Below are 15,777 nucleotides of genomic sequence, written 5' to 3' on the forward strand. Positions count from 1 at the left end.
CGTTACCCCAGCGCGCGCGATATCTGATCGATCTGCGCGGTTGCCAGTCGACCGCCATATGCTGATTGCAATGTTTCCGCCGTGAAGGCCTCGGCCACTGGCCCCTCGGCCACCTTGCGGGTGTTGATCAGGAAAACATGGTCGAAATAATCGGTCACGGTCGCAAGGTCGTGATGCACCACGACGACCGTCTTGCCCGCCTCTTTCAGGGATTTCAGCACCGAGATGATGGCTTTCTCGGTGGCGGCATCCACGCCTGCGAAAGGTTCATCCAGAAGGTACAGATCAGCGCCCTGAGCCAGCGCGCGCGCCAGAAAGACACGTTGCTGCTGCCCGCCGGACAGCTGCCCGATCTGGCGATTCGCGAAATCCCGCATTCCCACGCGGTGCAAACAATCCATCGCGCACGCCTTGTGGCGGGCACGCACACGGCCCAGCAAGCCAAGTTCGCGCGACAGGCCCATCAGAACCACGTCGATGACGCGTGTTGGAAAATCCCAATCCACGCTGGCGCGCTGAGGTACATAGGCAATGCGTGCGCGCTGCGTGTCCAATGGCTGGCCAAACACGGTCACCTGACCTGACAGGGGGGAAACGATACCAAGCGCCGCCTTGAGCAATGTGGATTTCCCGGCCCCGTTCGGTCCGATGATCGCGGTCATCGCCCCGGGCTGTACGGTCATGTCGACTGAAAACACCGCAGGTTTCTGCCCGTAAGAGACCGTCAGGCCGCGCAGGGCAAGGGGGCTGTCGACCAACCCCCCGTCACCAACGGTCATACCTTCATTGCTGACCAGACCCAGCATCGATCAAAACCCCGCCGACAGTTTTCCGTCCATTCCACGATCCGGCACATCACCACCCAAAGCACTGGCAATGACCGTAATGTTATGATCCAGCATACCAACATAAGTGCCTTCATAGGTTCCTTCTTCACCCATGGCATCCGAGAACAACTCGCCCCCCACGTGCACCTCATGTCCCTTGGCAGCCGCGCCCTCGATCAGCGCGCGGATTGACCGATCCGAGACCGAGCTTTCGACGAAAACAGCCGTGATCTTGCGGTCAACCAGCAGATCGACCAATTCGCCTATCCGGTTCAGGCCCGCCTCGGACTGGGTCGAGATGCCCTGAATTCCCAGAACCTCGAACCCGAAGCTTTCACCAAAATACCCAAAGGCATCATGGGCGGTGACAAGAACTTTGTTGTTGTCCGGAACGGACGCCAGAGCATTGTCTGCATAGTCTGTCAGACGATCAATATCCGCCAGGTGTGCCTGCGCATTCGCTGCAAAAACCTCGGCCGCTTCAGGACGTACCTCGGTGAGGGCTGCCTGCACTTCAAGCACCACGTCCCGCCACAACTCGGGCGTCATCCAAACATGAGGATCATATTTGTCGGCGTAATCGTCATGCGCGCGCAGCTTCGACTTGTCGATACCTTCGGCAACTGCAACCACGGTCCGCTTGCGTTCAAGGTCATGGAAGAAATCCTCCATCTGCGCTTCGAGGTACAGGCCATGCCACAGGATCAGATCCGCACGGGTCATCGCCACGATATCGCTGCGGGTCTGGCGATAGGCATGCGGGTCGACGCCCGGCCCCATCAGCCCCCTGACGTCAACATGATCTCCACCGACCTGACGTGCCGCGTCGGCAATCATGCCCGTCGTGGCCACCACCTTAAGGGGTGCATCGGCCCAGGCCGTGACTGGCAGGGATACCGCCAGCGCCAATACTGCAAGAAAATTTCGGCGAATCATCTTCGACCTCAGCTTTTGCTTCCTGTGTGAGCTGAATATGAGAACCATTCGCAAGTAAGTCAACGCTAATGCGAATTATTCGCAAGAAAGCCGTCGCATTTTGTCCATTTGGTCAAAAATTATCCAAACATTGCATGCCTGCATCTTCCATTCCCCGGTCTCCCGTGCGATTTTGTAGCAAACCTCCCAAAGGACGTGACAATGGATACGCAGAGCTCAGAAAGCCCCGTGCGCACCGCGCATCTGCCGCAAGTGACCGAAGCCCGGAATCCCGGCATGGATCTGGATCTGGACTGGGTGCGCGCCGTTCAGGCCAATACCTCGGCTATCGAGCGCCGCGCCGCGACCCTGCCGGGCCGCCGGTCGGTCAAAAAGGAATATCAGGCAGCCTGGCTGCTGAAGGCGATCACCATGATCGACCTGACCACCCTGTCGGGCGATGACACCGAAGGCCGCGTGCGCCGCCTGTGCGCCAAGGCCCGCCAGCCGGTGTCGTCCGCCCTGCTGAAGGCGCTGGACATGCCGCCGATCACCACCGGGGCGGTCTGTGTCTATCACGACATGATCGAAACGGCGGTGGAGGCGCTGAAAGGCACCGGAATTCCGGTCGCGGCCGTATCCACCGGCTTTCCGGCGGGCCTGTCGCCCTTTCACCTGCGCGTGGCCGAGATCGAGGAAAGCGTGAAGGCCGGGGCCGAGGAGATCGACATCGTGATCTCGCGCCGCCATGTGCTGACGGGCGACTGGCAGGCGCTCTATGACGAGATGAAGGCGTTCCGTGCGGCCTGCGGCGAGGCGCATGTGAAGGCGATCCTGGCCACCGGCGAGTTGGGCAGCCTGCGTAATGTCGCGCGCGCCTCGCTGGTCTGCATGATGGCGGGGGCGGATTTCATCAAGACCTCGACCGGTAAGGAAAGCGTCAACGCCACCCTGCCGGTGTCGCTGGTGATGATCCGCGCCATCCGCGACTATTACGAGCGCACCGGCCATCGCGTGGGCTACAAGCCCGCGGGCGGGATTTCCAAGGCCAAGGACGCGCTGGTCTACCTGTCGCTGATCAAGGACGAGCTTGGCGACCGCTGGCTGCAACCCGACCTGTTCCGCTTTGGCGCCTCGTCGCTGCTGGGCGATATTGAGCGGCAGTTGGAACATTTCGTCACCGGGGCATACTCGGCCGGATACCGGCACCCGATGGGCTGAGGACAGGAACAATGACAGTCAAAGAGATTTTCGAGACCATGGAATACGGACCCGCCCCGGAAAGTGCCGCCGAAGCCCTGGCATGGCTGGTCGATCAGGGCGACAAGTTCGGCCATTTCATCGACGGCGCCTTCACCAAACCCGGCAAGGGTTTTGAAAGCCGCAACCCGGCCACGGGCGAGGTTCTGGCCAAGCTGACCCAGGCCACCCAGGCCGATGTGGACGCCGCCGTGGCCGCCGCCCGCAAGTCGCAACCCAAATGGGAAAAGCTGGGCGGCCCGGCCCGCGCCCGCTACCTCTATGCCATCGCGCGGCTGATCCAGAAGCATGCCCGCCTGTTCGCGGTGCTCGAGACGCTGGACAACGGCAAGCCGATCCGGGAATCGCGCGACATCGACATTCCGCTGGTGCAGCGGCATTTCTACTATCACGCGGGCATGGCCCAGCTGATGGAAACCGAGCTGCCCGACGCTGAGGCGCTGGGGGTTTGCGGCCAGATCATCCCGTGGAACTTCCCGCTGCTGATGCTGGCGTGGAAGGTGGCCCCGGCGCTGGCCATGGGCAACACGGTGGTTCTGAAACCGGCCGAATACACCTCGCTGACGGCGCTGCTGTTTGCCGATATCTGCATGCAGGCCGGGCTGCCCAAGGGCGTGGTCAACATCGTCACCGGCGACGGCGCGGTGGGCGAGATGATCGTGAACGCCGACGTGGACAAGATCGCATTCACCGGTTCGACCGAAGTGGGCCGCCGCATCCGCGAGGCCACCGCCGGGTCTGGCAAGGCCCTGACGCTCGAGCTGGGCGGCAAGTCGCCCTATATCGTCTTTGACGACGCCGATATTGATTCAGCCATCGAAGGTCTGGTCGATGCGATCTGGTTCAACCAGGGCCAGGTCTGCTGCGCGGGCTCGCGCCTGCTGGTGCAGGAGGGCATTGCCGAGCGGTTCTATGCCAAGCTGCGCGCCCGCATGGACAAGCTGCGTGTCGGCAACCCGCTTGACAAATGCATCGACGTGGGCGCCGTGGTGGACCCGGTTCAGTTGCAGACGATCACCTCCATGGTCGACAGCAATACGGTGGGCCGTGTGCATCAGGCTGCCTGCGAATTGCCCGCAAACGGCTGCTACTACCCCCCGACGCTGATCACCGGGCTCGAAACCTCGGACCCGTTGATGCAAGAGGAGATATTCGGCCCGGTTCTGGTTTCGTCGACCTTCCGCACCCCGGCCGAGGCGGTCGAACTGGCCAACAATACCCGCTATGGGCTGGCGGCCACGGTCTGGACCGAAAACGTGAACCTTGCGCTGGACATCGCACCCAAGCTGGTTGCGGGCGTGGTCTGGGTCAATGCCACCAACCTGTTCGACGCGGCGGCGGGCTTTGGCGGCGTGCGCGAAAGCGGCTTTGGCCGCGAAGGCGGCTGGGAAGGGCTGAGCGCCTATACCAAGCCCAAGGGCAAGGCTAAGCCGCTGGCGAAAATCGACCCCGTCGTGCGCGAAGGCGCTCCGGTCGATCCGATCGACCGAACTGCCAAAATGTATGTCGGCGGCAAGCAGGCACGGCCCGATGGCGGCTATTCCCGCGCGGTCTGGGGCAAGGCGGGGCTGCTGGGCCATGTGGGTCTGGCCAACCGCAAGGATGTACGCAACGCGGTCGAGGCTGCGGCGGGGGCCAAGGGCTGGTCCAAGGCCACCGGCCATTTGCGGGCGCAGATCCTGTACTATATCGGCGAGAACCTCTCGGCCCGCGCCGACGAGTTCGCGCATCGCATCGACGCGATGACCGGCCGCAAGGACGGCGCGAAAGAGGTCGACGCCGCGATCCAGCGCCTGTTCACCGCCGCCGCCTGGGCCGACAAGTATGACGGCCAGGTGCATGGCGTTCCCATCCGGGGCGTGGCGATTGCGATGAAGGAACCGTTGGGCGTGATCGGCGCGCTCTGTGCGGACGAGGCACCTCTGCTGGGTCTGGTCTCGGCCATGGCCCCGGCGATCGCGATGGGCAACCGGGTGGTTCTGGTGGCCTCTGAACCCTATCCGCTGGCGGCCACCGATTTCTACCAGGTGCTGGACACCTCGGACGTACCCGCAGGCGTGGTCAACATCCTGACCGGCAGCCACGCTGAACTGGCGAAACCACTTGCCTCGCATCTGAACGTGGATGCGGTCTGGTCGTTCTCATCGACGGACCTGTCGAAGGAGGTCGAGGTCGTTTCTGCCGGGAACCTGAAACGGACCTGGGTGAATAACGCCACGGCACTCGATTGGGGCATGGACCATTCCCGCCGCTTCCTTCAGGCTTCGACCGAAGTGAAAAACATCTGGGTGCCCTACGGCGAGTAGGGCTCCCGCCAAGGGAGGCCTACATGGATTTTTCGGGAAAAACCGTCATCGTCATCGGTGGCACCAGTGGCATCAATCGCGGCATCGCCGAGGCCTTCGCGGCCTCGGGTGCGAAACTGGCCGTGGCCAGCCGCTCGCAGGAGAAGGTGGATGACACCGTCGCTGCGCTGAAGGCGGCAGGCGCGGCCGAGGCCATCGGCGCGGCCTTTGACGTGCGCGATGCCGAAGCGGTCGCGGCGGGGCTGAAACAGTTCCACGCGGCGCTCGGCGATTTCGACGTGCTGGTTTCGGGGGCGGCGGGCAACTTCCCGGCGCTGATGGCGGAGATGTCGGCCAACGCCTTCCGCACCGTGGTTGAGATCGACCTGATGGGCACCGTGCATGTTCTGAAAGGCGCCTATCCCTATCTGAAACGGCCCGGCGGCAACATCATCAACATCTCAGCCCCGCAATCCTATCTGCCCTACGAGGGCCAGGCCCATGTCTGTGCCGCCAAGGCGGGGGTCGATCAGATCACCCGTACCCTGTCGATGGAGTGGGGCGTGGAAGGCATCCGGGTGAACTCGGTGGTGCCGGGCTTCATCGAGGGCACCGAAGGCGCGAAACGGCTGGCCCCCACCCCAGACGCGGGCGAGCAGCTGCGCCGGGACGTGCCGCTGGGCCGCTGGGGCACCCCGCAAGACGTGGCCAATGCCTGCCTGTTTCTGGCCTCGGACATGGCCAGCTATATCAGCGGTACGGTTCTGGCAGTGGACGGGGCGTTGTATCAGCGCGGCTCGGGCCAGTTCGGCCAGATGATGGGAGACATGCTGCGCAGCATGAAAAAGGGGTAAGCCGCAGCTTACCCCAAAAGGTTCAGTTCGTTGTTTCCAGGCCCACCGGCTTGCCAACGACGACAAAGTGCAGACCGTCCGGGTCAAGCAGTTCGGCAGCAACGCGGTTCACATCTTCCAATGTCACCGCGTTCACCTTGTCATTGCGGGTGGCGATATAGTCAATCGGCAGGCCTTCCATCTGCATTCCGACCATGATCGAGGCAATCTGACCATTGCCATCGAACCGCAGCGGATAGGCGCCGGTCAGATAGGTCTTGGCGTCGTCAAGTTCCTCTTGCTTCACACCCTCGGTGGCCGCGCGCGCCCATTCATCGCGAATTACGTCGATGGCTTCGGCGATACGGTCATTGGCCGAGGACACGGACCCAAGATAGACCGAAGCCAGATCCTTGGGCACCAAATAGGTCCCGACCCCATAGGTCAGGCCGCGCTTTTCGCGCACCTCCTGCATCAGCCGGCTTTCAAATCCGCCGCCGCCAAGAATGTGGTTCAGAACGAAGGCCGCAAAGAAATCCGGGTCATCCCGATCAATCCCGGCCTGACCGAACAAGGCCACGGACTGAGGTGTGTCGAATTCGACAACGCTGACGCCGCCGGGAATGTTCACCTCTGCCTTGCCCGGGATGGGCTTGCCGGTGTCCGGCAAGTCGCCAAGCAGGGTATCAAGCAGGGTACCCAGTTCCTCTGCCGTGATATCGCCGACGGCCCCCACGTACAGACGATCCTTGGCGAACACGCCATTGTAAGCCGCGACCACGTCATCGCGGGTCAGGGCCGAGACACTTTCGATGGTGCCTTTCCCTTCGGATCCATAGGGGTGATCGCCGTAGGCCATTTGCGCAAAGGTGAGGCCTGCGATTTCGTTCGGGTCAGTCTGATCCGAGCGCAGGCCCGACAGAACCTGCGCGCGCACCCGGTCAACCGCATCCTGATCAAAACGCGGTTCGTGGATCGTCGTGCGCAGCAAATCGACCACTTCATCCCGGTTTTCGGACAGAAAACGCGCGGAAATCGAAACTGAATCGTCGCCAGCATTGTATCGGAACGAAGCCGCCAGAGCTTCCAGCTCGCGGGCATAGGTCCGCGCATCCAGGTCGCCCGCGCCTTCTTCGATCAGCCCGCTCATCAAGTTGACCGCGCCGCGTTTGTCGGGGTCGTCCAGTGACGTACCACCACGAAACCGCAACTCCAGCGCGGTGAATGGGATGGAATGGTCCTCGACCAACCAGGCTTTGATGCCGCCGGGCGAGGTCACTTCTTCGATCTGGATCTCGGCCAAAGCCGGCAGGGCGACCAGGCAGGCAATCAGCGTTGCAACAAACCGTTTCATTGCGTCACCTCGTCATCGCGCATCAGCCAGCCGGTGACCGACGCCTCGGGTTGCAGAACTTCGCGGGCCGCGGCGATGATCTCATCCCCGGTCACGGCCTGAAGGATCTCGGGCCAGGCCTGAACATCTTCGACCGTCAGGCCGCTGGTCAGGGCCCGGCCATAGCGGTTGCCGATGCCGTCCACATTGTCGCGCGCATAGGTCTGGGCGGCGCGTAGCTGCATCTTGATGCGCTCAAGGTCGTCTTCGTTCACACCTTCGGCGATGAAGTCGGCCACGGCCTGGTCCATGGCGTCTTCGGCTTCTTGCAGGGAAACACCCTCGGCCGGAACGACGATCAGATCGAAGGTCGTGTCATCCAGCGAAACACCACGATAGAACGCCCCGGCATAGACGACCTTCTGCTGATCAAACTGCAACTTTTCGTTCAGATAAGAGGTGGTGCTTCCACCCAGCAATTCGGCCAGCAGAAACAGAGCCGCCGCTTTTTCCTGTTCGCCCGGATCGCGTTCCGGGGCCAGATAGCTGCGCTGAACGTAAGGCTGGGCGACGCGCGGGTCCTTGAAGGTCAGGCGACGCTCGGCTGTTTGCGGCGGCTCTTGTGACCGCACCCGCTCGGGCAGGTCCGGATTGGCGGGAATCACACCGTAATACTGATCGGCAAGCGCGCGGACTTCGTCGGGATCAACGTCACCCGTGACCACCAGAATGGCGTTGTTGGGTGAATAATGGGTCTGGTAGAACGACAGCGCGTCCTCCATGTCCAGATCTTCCATCTCGTGCATCCAACCGATGATCGGAACGCCGTAGCGGTGGTTCAGATACTGAGCCGCACTCATCTGTTCGCCGAACAGGGCGCGCGGGTTGTTTTCGGTACGTTGGTTGCGTTCCTCAAGAATCACGTCCCGTTCGGTCAGAATATCCTCTTCGCTCAGCCGAAGGTTTCGCATCCGGTCGGATTCCATCCGCATCATCAACTCTAGCCTGTCGGCCGCGACACGCTGAAAATATGCGGTGTAGTCATACGAGGTAAAGGCGTTGTCGTTGCCGCCATTGGCTGCGACGGTGGCCGAAAACTCACCCGGGGCCAGCGTGTCGGTGCCTTTGAACAGAAGGTGTTCCAGAAAATGCGCCACACCCGAGGATCCGATCGGCTCATCTGCGGATCCGGCACGGTACCAGACCATGTGTTGTACAACCGGTGCGCGGTGGTCTTCGACCACGACGACATCCATTCCGTTGTCCAATGTGAATGTGGTGACCGCTTCTTTCCCGTCCTCGGCAAAAACCGGGGTGGCAGCGATCAGGGCAGCCGACAAGGCCAGGGCCCGAACCATGGGGCATCCTCCGTTTCGTTTCTGGTATTCAAACTACGGTGACGCGGCCCGGGTTCAAGCCCGATGACGGAAAGTTAAGAATTATTCACCCGGCGGCGAAGAAGGGGTTTCGATCCCGGCCCGACGGGCAGCTTCTGTTTCCGCGAACGGATCGATCGATTGTTTTTCGTAAACCTGACCATAGCGGTCGACCGGGAACAGGCGCAGACCTGTCCAACGCCCCCGCCGTTTGCGGAACGCGGCGTCATCAGCCTCGACCACCTGCCGCGCATCGGGGGAAACACCATAGCGGCTGGAGGCCGTGACAAGCGCTGCATCCGAGGATGGCACAGCCGTATTCGGGTTCAGCGCAGAAGCATTTCCGCCCAGCGCAGCCACCGCATCGGCATTTGGGTTCGGATCCGTCAGATTCGCGCCACCCGGCGTGGGTGCCGGCAAGAACGCATAGTCCTGAGGTTGGGTAAGCGGCTTGACCGGCAGCACGGAAAACTCATCCGGCCCCGGACCCGGAGGCTCCAGATCCCGAAGACCCGGATTCGAACACGCCGCAACCGCAGCGGCAACAGTCAAAACAAATAGGGCGCGCGGCATCCGCATTGGTGTCTCCAGCCTGTTTCAGGCGCTTTTATCGCATATCATTCCGCGCGTCACGAGGCCTTTTTGCCGTCAAACAGCACCAGCCCGATGGCTCCTGCAAATATGAAGACATCTGCGAGGTTGAAAACAAACGGATTGTTGATGCCGCAACAGGACATGTTCAGGAAATCCAGAACAAAGCCGTAAAGAACCCGATCCACCACATTCGCCAGCGCACCGCCAATCAGCAGGCCGCCACAAAACAGCATCAGCCTTGAATGGGCTGCACGGCTGAGCCAGACAAGCACGCCAACACAGATCGCCACGGAAACGCCGATCAGAATCCAGCGCGCGGCCTCCGAGTTTCCTTGGAAAAGGCCGAAATTGATGCCCCGGTTCTCGCCGTATTTGAACACCAGCAGCGGCGGCACAACATCGATGCCGCCGGGCTGATCGGCCACGCGCATGACGTGAACGACCAGGTATTTGCTGATCTGGTCGATCGCAAAGGCGGCCAGCGCCGCCCAGAGAAGCAGGCGTGACCGCATCAGTGGCGGAAATGGCGCATGCCGGTAAAGACCATGGCAAGGCCCGCCTCATCCGCCGCGGCGATGACTTCATCGTCACGCATGGACCCACCCGGTTGGATCACGCAGGTTGCGCCCGCCTCAGCCGCTTCCATCAGGCCGTCAGGGAAGGGGAAAAACGCGTCCGACGCAACGGCCGAGCCGATGGTCAGCGGTTGGGCCAAGCCCAGCACGTCAGCCATACGTTCGGCTTTCTTGGCGGCAATCAGGGCCGAGTCCACACGGCTCATCTGGCCCGCGCCGACGCCCACGGTGGCGCCGTCTTTGACATAGACGATGGCGTTGGACTTGACGTGCTTTGCCACTTTCCAGGCAAACAAAAGGTCACGCATCTGTTCGTCGGTCGGGGCCTTCTTGGTCACAACTTTCAGATCATCCATGCCGACAAAGCCGTTATCCTTGTCCTGCACCAGCAACCCGCCGGCCACCTGACGCACGGTTTTCCCACCGGCGGTCACATCCGGCAGCGCTTCGGTCGTCAGCAGGCGCAGGTTTTTCTTGGCGGCAAAGATTGCCTTGGCCTCATCCGATGCGCCCGGAGCGATCACGACTTCGGTGAAAATCCCGGTGATCTCCTGCGCGGTCTCGGCGTCCAGAGGCTGATTCAACGCCACGATCCCGCCAAAGGCCGAGGTGCGGTCGCAGTCGAAGGCAGCCTTGTAGGCCTCAAGCAGGGTTGCACCCCTGGCCACGCCACAGGGGTTGGCATGTTTGATGATGGCGCAGGCGGCGCCCTGCTGGGGGTCAAACTCGGCCACCAGCTCAAAGGCCGCATCGGTGTCGTTGATGTTGTTGTAACTCAGTTCCTTGCCCTGATGCTGCACGGCGGTCGCAACGCCCGGACGGTTTGTGCCGTCGGTGTAGAACGCCGCCTGCTGATGGCTGTTCTCGCCATAGCGCAGGGTCTGTTTCAATTCACCGGCAAAGGCGCGACGTTTCGGGGCTTCAAGCTCCAGCGCGTCGGCCATCCAGTTGGACACAGCCGTGTCATAGGCCGCGGTACGCGCATACGCCTTTTGCGCAAGCCACTGACGGAAACCATAGGAAGTCTTGCCGTAGTTTTCTTCCAGTTGATCCAGCAGCGAGGAATAGTCCTCGACATCCACAACCACATTCACGAAGGCATGGTTTTTGGAGGCCGCGCGGATCATTGCCGGACCGCCGATATCAATGTTCTCGATGCATTCGTCATAACCCGCGCCTTTGGCCACGGTTGCCTCGAACGGATAGAGGTTCACAACCAGCAGATCGATCGCACCGATGCCGTGTTCTTCCATCGCAGCAACATGGGTGTCGTTGTCCCGCAGCGCCAGCAGGCCACCATGCACCATCGGGTGCAGGGTCTTGACCCGACCATCCATCATCTCGGGGAAACCGGTGATCTCGCTGACATCCTTCACCGCAAGCCCTGCATCACGCAACGCCCTGGCCGTGCCGCCGGTCGACAGCAGTTCGATCCCGCGCTCGGCCAGCGCCTTGCCCAGCTCGATCAGCCCGGTTTTGTCGGATACGGAAAGCAACGCGCGGCGCACGGGGTGAAGATCGGTCATGGGTCCAAAGGTCCTTTTGGCGTCAGTCTAACTCGGGCTCGTCCCGGTGCGTATCGCGCACGGCATAGGCTGTGTCCTGTGCCTTGCTCAGAGTCCACCGGGTGCGCGTCGCATACTCCATTGCGCGCCCGGATAGAACGATCTGTTTTGTCGCGCGTGGCTTTAAACGCCCTTTTTCAAGGTAAACGCTTGGCTCGACGGACAATTTTCCAACGCCATCATGGCGGAAAACCCAGATTTCACCGCTTTTGAGCGCCATCGACACCGCCGCACCGCCCAAATCCAGCGCCGCATCGACATCCGGATGCAGGTGAAACCGGATGTCATAGCCGATGCCTCTGAGGCCCGAAGCATCCATCGCCTTGTCAAACTGTCGCTTCGCCTTGTCGGTCGCGGTCAGCAGAATATCCTCAACGGTCAGTTCCCGACCGTCAAATCGCAATTCGAATGTACGCGCATGGGTCAGGCCAAAGACCTTTGCGTATCCATCATGCCCGGCCATAAAGCGGATGCCCTCGAACGCATCCTCGAAATCAACGGGCACCTCTTGCGGTGCGTCAACCAGCGCCTGAGCTTCACGCCCCGGCACCGGGCTGGCCAGCCGGGCGCTTGAGAACCCATCCAGGCAAAGCGTCGAGTGCGACGGCGTCGCCCGTCCGGCGCGGCGCCATTCCAGCCCGAAACTGGCCCCCGACCCGCAGTTCACGATCAGCGGCCGCCGCCCCGAGGTCAACTCGAACGCCAGAGTAGAGGCATGCGCATTGTACGAGGCCGCTCCGGAAGGCGGCACACTGGCATCCACGATCACCGTGGTGCGTGCGGCTGCCAGCCGGGCATAGCCCATCGGCAATTCGGTTGCCGCCTTATGTTTGACGCCGCTTTGCGCAAGAGCCTGTTCCAGACGTCCCTCGACACCGCGCCCGCCACCATGGAACCGTGCCAAGGCCCCGTCCGCGTGGCGCAGGCTGCGCAGGGTCGGCGCGATCCGTTTGATCGCATTGGCCTGAGCGGCAGGCGTGCCGCGCCCAAGATCGCTCAGCGCCGCCGATGTCCAGCTGAGCAATGTGAAGACCTCGAGCAGTTCTTCCGGATTACGTGTTGGAATGCCGCCTTGCGCGTCGACCTGACGGTCACATTCTCCGGCCAGGGCGCGCAGGGCCGGGTCGGCCATGTGCTCCAGCCCCTCCAGCGCCAGCCCGGCCTGTACCAGCCCAGCCAGCGCCTCGAACCGGGGCAGACCCGGGGTCGCGGCATGCCAGCGTTTGGACAGAAACCATGTCTGTTGGGCAAGCGAGCGGAAAAACAGCTTGCTTTGTTTTTCATCCGCCCCTCGCAGCAGAAAAAGCGCGTGGTTGATCCAGCGCATCACCCGTCGTCCGGTCAGATCAGGCACCCAGCCAGGCCCTTGCCCGCGCCCGTGCGCCTCGATCCATCCCCAGACCCAGCGCTGCGCCTTTTCCCGCGCACGCATGTCTCCGACCGCAGCCAGATCATCCAGCCAGGCAAAACCGTGACGTTCTTCGTCAAATCCGGCACTGGGGGCGGTGACGTCCCAAAGCCCTGTATCTTCGGCCTCGACCAGATAGCCTGCGAACAACAGGTTTCCGGCAACCAGTTGCCGCCCACGTGCAAACGAACCCACCGAGCGCGGATCCGGTTGCGCAACAAACCCTGTGACCGCCTTCTGCCGCTGGCTCAGGCGCGCATAGAAACGGTTCTGAAACCGCATCCACCGGCTGGTCATGGTGTCTGATTTCGACATGACGCGTGTTACTCTGCCCCTTGCGCTCTGCTGGCGCTTGAGACCCAACGATAGACCGCGCCGATCGTCAAGTCATCGAAAAGCGTGTGTTCAGACGGATTTGGTCAGGCACGCGATATAGAACCCGTCCATACCGCCCCGATCCGGCCAATAATCGGGGCGCAATCGCATGCCGCCTTCTTCAGTGATCCAATCCGTTTCAACACCGGGTACTTTCAGCGCGTCGCGATCCGCGCTCATGCCAGGATACATGTCCAGCGCCTCTTCCACCTGAACTTCGCCCTCGTCCGGCAGCAGGGAACACGTGCAATAGACCAGACGCCCACCGGGTTTGAGCAAGCCCCACGCGTGGGCCAACATGCGCGACTGGAGCTCGATCAGGCCGCCGAATTCCGAACCGTCCTTGGCAAACGGCAAGTCAGGATGCCTGCGAATCGTACCCGTGGCCGAGCACGGCGCGTCCAGCAGGATCGCGTCGTACCGGTCTTCGTGTTCCAGCGCATCGCCCACGATGACCTTCGCCCTAAGGCCGGTCCTTGCAAGGTTCTCGCGCACCCGTTCCATCCGTGAGTCCGACACGTCTAGTGCCGTGACATCAGCCCCTGCGGCCACAAGCTGCATCGTTTTCCCACCCGGCGCCGCACACAGATCCAGAACTTTCTGGCCCGCCTTCGGGGCCAGAATGCGAACCGGCAATGCGGCTGCCGCATCCTGCACCCACCAGTCTCCGGCCTTGTACCCCGGCAGGGTCGAGACCTGACCCGCATCGTGCAACCGCACCGACCCGGTCGGAAGGATCTCGCCTGAAGGGCCTTCCGCCCCGGGTTTCAAGGTAAGGTCCAATGCCGCGCCCGCGAAATGTGCCTGCTCGATTCCGGTAACGGCATCCGTGCCCCACGCTGCGATCAGCGGTTCACGCAACCAGTCCGGCAAACGCGGAACGCGCATCTTCGGCCACGCCTCGGGGCCTTCTGCCGCAACCTTGCGCAGAACGGCATTCACCAACCCCTTGAGGCGACCATGCTTGCGCGAACGGCTGACGATCTCGACCATGGAATTGACGACGCCATGGGCGGCTTCGCCGTTGCAAAGCTCGACCGCACCCATTCTCAGCGCGTTGTGAACCGTCAGAGCGGGTGTTCGGTTCAGGTGGTTGGCCAGCAGGCGGTCGGCCCGTTCCAGCCCACGCAGTGTTTCCAACGCCAGTCGCTGGGCACGCGCGCGATCCTCGGGTTCCAAGCGATCCACTGCGCCCGCCGCCAGACACTCGGCCAGCAGGCGACCTTCGCCCAGAACCTGATCCAGAAGATAGATTGCGCTGCGCCGTGCTGCTGTCGCGCTGTTAGACATGGTACCGCCTTCATGTGACCTGCGTCCGCATTGCCAATGGCGGACGCGGGCGTATATCAAGACTGCGCAAGGAAAGGAACCCGATGTCATGAGTGACGACCGCAAAGACTTGCCCCCCGCCGCCCAGCGCGCCCTGGCAGAAGCGGAAGAACGCCGCCGCAAAGCCAAAGCCGAGGCCCGGGAATTGCCGAAAGAGCTGGGTGGCCGGGACGGACCGGACCCGGCCCGTTACGGTGACTGGGAAAAGAAGGGCATCGCCATCGATTTCTGAACGGTCAACCACGCAGCGCATTCAGGAAATCCTCGATCAGGGCACGCTGTTTTCTGGACTTCGCCCGGTCTTCAGGCCAGGTCAGCCAGTACCCGTCTTTGGTGTGCAATTCGGGTAAGTCCAGCCGCCGCAACCGCCCCTCTTGCAGGTCGGCAAGGGCCAAGGGAACAGATCCCAAAACCACACCCATGCCGCGCCGCGCAGCCGAAATCGCATGTTCCATCGAATCAAAGCTGATTTTTGATTGCGGCAGGTCCAGCTGGCCGTTTTTCTGGCTCCATTCTCTCCAGCCGGGGCGTTCTCCGCGCAGGTCAATCAATGGAGCGCCCCAGTCGACACCCGGCGGTGCCATGGGGGCAAGGACCTCAGGCGCGATCAGGGCGGCATCACGCCCGGCCCAGATGCCCCGACCATATCGGATTTGCAGCCAGGTTCGTTCTTCGTCCAAAGACGACCGGCGCGCGACCGAGTCGGTCATCACCCGAACCTCTGGCTGCATCTCGTGAAACCGGGTCAGCGCAGGCAGAACCAGTGCGTGGATGTTCGACGACAAGCCGGCCACGCGCAGCTCGCGCGGGGATTTGCCAAACAGGTCCTCGGTATTGCGCTCCAGCGCGCGAAGGCTGTCCTGCACCAAGGGCAGATAGCTTTCACCTTCGACCGTCAGTGACACGCCCCGCGCCTCGCGCACGAACAAGGATCGGCCCAGCCAGGCTTCGAGGTTGCCGATCCGCTGGCTGACAGCGGCCTGCGTCAGCCCGAACTCCTTGGCTGCTGCCGAGAACCCACCAAGACGCCCGGCGGCCTCGAACACGCGCAGCCAGTCCAGTGGCGGTAGCCCGATCCTTTTCTTAGCCATTAGATTTTCCA

The 15,777-nt window shown here is 62.2% G+C and carries 14 protein-coding genes; 4 read left to right on the forward strand and 10 right to left on the reverse strand.

Annotation, left to right across the window (positions count from 1 at the left end; all coding sequences use genetic code 11):
- Window positions 1-2 precede the first annotated feature (2 nt).
- Window positions 3-806: a metal ABC transporter ATP-binding protein gene (locus tag NOR97_RS14020; RefSeq protein WP_170346668.1), complete on the reverse strand. Its 804-nt coding sequence runs from the start codon at window positions 804-806 to the stop codon at window positions 3-5.
- Window positions 807-809: 3 nt separating this feature from the next.
- Window positions 810-1,763, reverse strand: coding sequence for a metal ABC transporter solute-binding protein, Zn/Mn family (locus NOR97_RS14025; RefSeq protein WP_257599483.1), 954 nt, complete (start codon window positions 1,761-1,763; stop codon window positions 810-812).
- Window positions 1,764-1,964: 201 nt separating this feature from the next.
- On the opposite strand from NOR97_RS14025, the gene deoC reads away from it, so the two are divergent.
- Genes deoC through NOR97_RS14040 form a run of 3 tightly spaced genes read left to right on the forward strand, consistent with a single transcriptional unit; the run spans window position 1,965 to window position 6,141 of the window.
- Window positions 1,965-2,963 (forward strand): deoxyribose-phosphate aldolase, encoded by a 999-nt coding sequence (deoC, locus tag NOR97_RS14030; RefSeq protein WP_257599484.1) that lies wholly within the window; start codon window positions 1,965-1,967, stop codon window positions 2,961-2,963.
- An 11-nt stretch (window positions 2,964-2,974) separates the two neighbouring features.
- The gene (locus NOR97_RS14035) at window positions 2,975-5,308 is read left to right on the forward strand and encodes an aldehyde dehydrogenase family protein (RefSeq protein ID WP_257599485.1); all 2,334 of its coding nucleotides are present in this window, start codon (window positions 2,975-2,977) and stop codon (window positions 5,306-5,308) included.
- Between the two features lie 23 nt (window positions 5,309-5,331).
- Window positions 5,332-6,141: an SDR family oxidoreductase gene (locus tag NOR97_RS14040; RefSeq protein WP_257599486.1), complete on the forward strand. Its 810-nt coding sequence runs from the start codon at window positions 5,332-5,334 to the stop codon at window positions 6,139-6,141.
- Window positions 6,142-6,163: 22 nt separating this feature from the next.
- On the opposite strand, the gene NOR97_RS14045 is transcribed toward NOR97_RS14040, so the two are convergent.
- The 7 genes from NOR97_RS14045 to NOR97_RS14075 all read right to left on the reverse strand — a co-directional run bounded on the left by NOR97_RS14045 (window position 6,164) and on the right by NOR97_RS14075 (window position 14,636).
- Window positions 6,164-7,474 carry a pitrilysin family protein gene (locus NOR97_RS14045; protein ID WP_257599487.1) on the reverse strand — a complete coding sequence of 437 codons (1,311 nt, stop codon included), beginning with the start codon at window positions 7,472-7,474 and terminating at the stop codon, window positions 6,164-6,166.
- Window positions 7,471-8,811, reverse strand: a complete 1,341-nt coding sequence (locus NOR97_RS14050; protein WP_170346674.1) for a pitrilysin family protein — start codon at window positions 8,809-8,811, stop codon at window positions 7,471-7,473. Before NOR97_RS14050 ends, NOR97_RS14045 begins: the two co-directional genes overlap by 4 nt.
- Before the next feature lie 81 nt (window positions 8,812-8,892).
- The gene (locus NOR97_RS14055; protein ID WP_257599488.1) at window positions 8,893-9,408 is read right to left on the reverse strand and encodes a DUF3035 domain-containing protein; all 516 of its coding nucleotides are present in this window, start codon (window positions 9,406-9,408) and stop codon (window positions 8,893-8,895) included.
- Between the two features lie 50 nt (window positions 9,409-9,458).
- A complete protein-coding gene (lspA, locus tag NOR97_RS14060) occupies window positions 9,459-9,935 on the reverse strand; it encodes a signal peptidase II (RefSeq protein ID WP_170346676.1) in 477 nt (158 codons plus the stop codon).
- The gene (gene purH / locus NOR97_RS14065) at window positions 9,935-11,524 is read right to left on the reverse strand and encodes a bifunctional phosphoribosylaminoimidazolecarboxamide formyltransferase/IMP cyclohydrolase (RefSeq protein WP_257599489.1); all 1,590 of its coding nucleotides are present in this window, start codon (window positions 11,522-11,524) and stop codon (window positions 9,935-9,937) included. The genes lspA and purH overlap by 1 nt, the downstream gene beginning before the upstream one ends.
- 22 nt (window positions 11,525-11,546) lie before the next feature.
- Window positions 11,547-13,286: a heparinase II/III family protein gene (locus NOR97_RS14070; protein WP_257599490.1), complete on the reverse strand. Its 1,740-nt coding sequence runs from the start codon at window positions 13,284-13,286 to the stop codon at window positions 11,547-11,549.
- Window positions 13,287-13,376: 90 nt separating this feature from the next.
- A complete protein-coding gene (locus NOR97_RS14075; RefSeq protein WP_257599491.1) occupies window positions 13,377-14,636 on the reverse strand; it encodes an RsmB/NOP family class I SAM-dependent RNA methyltransferase in 1,260 nt (419 codons plus the stop codon).
- Between the two features lie 88 nt (window positions 14,637-14,724).
- On the opposite strand from NOR97_RS14075, the gene NOR97_RS14080 reads away from it, so the two are divergent.
- Window positions 14,725-14,907: a DUF1674 domain-containing protein gene (locus tag NOR97_RS14080; RefSeq protein ID WP_152459369.1), complete on the forward strand. Its 183-nt coding sequence runs from the start codon at window positions 14,725-14,727 to the stop codon at window positions 14,905-14,907.
- 4 nt (window positions 14,908-14,911) lie between these two features.
- On the opposite strand, the gene NOR97_RS14085 is transcribed toward NOR97_RS14080, so the two are convergent.
- Window positions 14,912-15,766 (reverse strand): LysR family transcriptional regulator, encoded by an 855-nt coding sequence (locus tag NOR97_RS14085; protein ID WP_257599492.1) that lies wholly within the window; start codon window positions 15,764-15,766, stop codon window positions 14,912-14,914.
- Window positions 15,767-15,777 lie beyond the last annotated feature (11 nt).

The sequence above is a fragment of the Ruegeria sp. YS9 genome (assembly GCF_024628725.1).
Taxonomy (GTDB): domain Bacteria; phylum Pseudomonadota; class Alphaproteobacteria; order Rhodobacterales; family Rhodobacteraceae; genus Ruegeria; species Ruegeria atlantica_C.

Bases quoted from the DNA above. Each gene is read 5' to 3' on its own strand.
- NOR97_RS14035 (WP_257599485.1), top strand. From the start codon at position 2,975: ATGACAGTCAAAGAGATTTTCGAGACCATGGAATACGGACCCGCCCCG.
- NOR97_RS14055 (WP_257599488.1), bottom strand. From the start codon at position 9,408: ATGCGGATGCCGCGCGCCCTATTTGTTTTGACTGTTGCCGCTGCGGTT.
- NOR97_RS14040 (WP_257599486.1), top strand. From the start codon at position 5,332: ATGGATTTTTCGGGAAAAACCGTCATCGTCATCGGTGGCACCAGTGGC.
- purH (WP_257599489.1), bottom strand. From the start codon at position 11,524: ATGACCGATCTTCACCCCGTGCGCCGCGCGTTGCTTTCCGTATCCGAC.
- NOR97_RS14050 (WP_170346674.1), bottom strand. From the start codon at position 8,811: ATGGTTCGGGCCCTGGCCTTGTCGGCTGCCCTGATCGCTGCCACCCCG.
- NOR97_RS14045 (WP_257599487.1), bottom strand. From the start codon at position 7,474: ATGAAACGGTTTGTTGCAACGCTGATTGCCTGCCTGGTCGCCCTGCCG.
- NOR97_RS14085 (WP_257599492.1), bottom strand. From the start codon at position 15,766: ATGGCTAAGAAAAGGATCGGGCTACCGCCACTGGACTGGCTGCGCGTG.
- NOR97_RS14070 (WP_257599490.1), bottom strand. From the start codon at position 13,286: ATGTCGAAATCAGACACCATGACCAGCCGGTGGATGCGGTTTCAGAAC.
- NOR97_RS14080 (WP_152459369.1), top strand. From the start codon at position 14,725: ATGAGTGACGACCGCAAAGACTTGCCCCCCGCCGCCCAGCGCGCCCTG.
- lspA (WP_170346676.1), bottom strand. From the start codon at position 9,935: ATGCGGTCACGCCTGCTTCTCTGGGCGGCGCTGGCCGCCTTTGCGATC.
- NOR97_RS14025 (WP_257599483.1), bottom strand. From the start codon at position 1,763: ATGATTCGCCGAAATTTTCTTGCAGTATTGGCGCTGGCGGTATCCCTG.
- deoC (WP_257599484.1), top strand. From the start codon at position 1,965: ATGGATACGCAGAGCTCAGAAAGCCCCGTGCGCACCGCGCATCTGCCG.
- NOR97_RS14020 (WP_170346668.1), bottom strand. From the start codon at position 806: ATGCTGGGTCTGGTCAGCAATGAAGGTATGACCGTTGGTGACGGGGGG.
- NOR97_RS14075 (WP_257599491.1), bottom strand. From the start codon at position 14,636: ATGTCTAACAGCGCGACAGCAGCACGGCGCAGCGCAATCTATCTTCTG.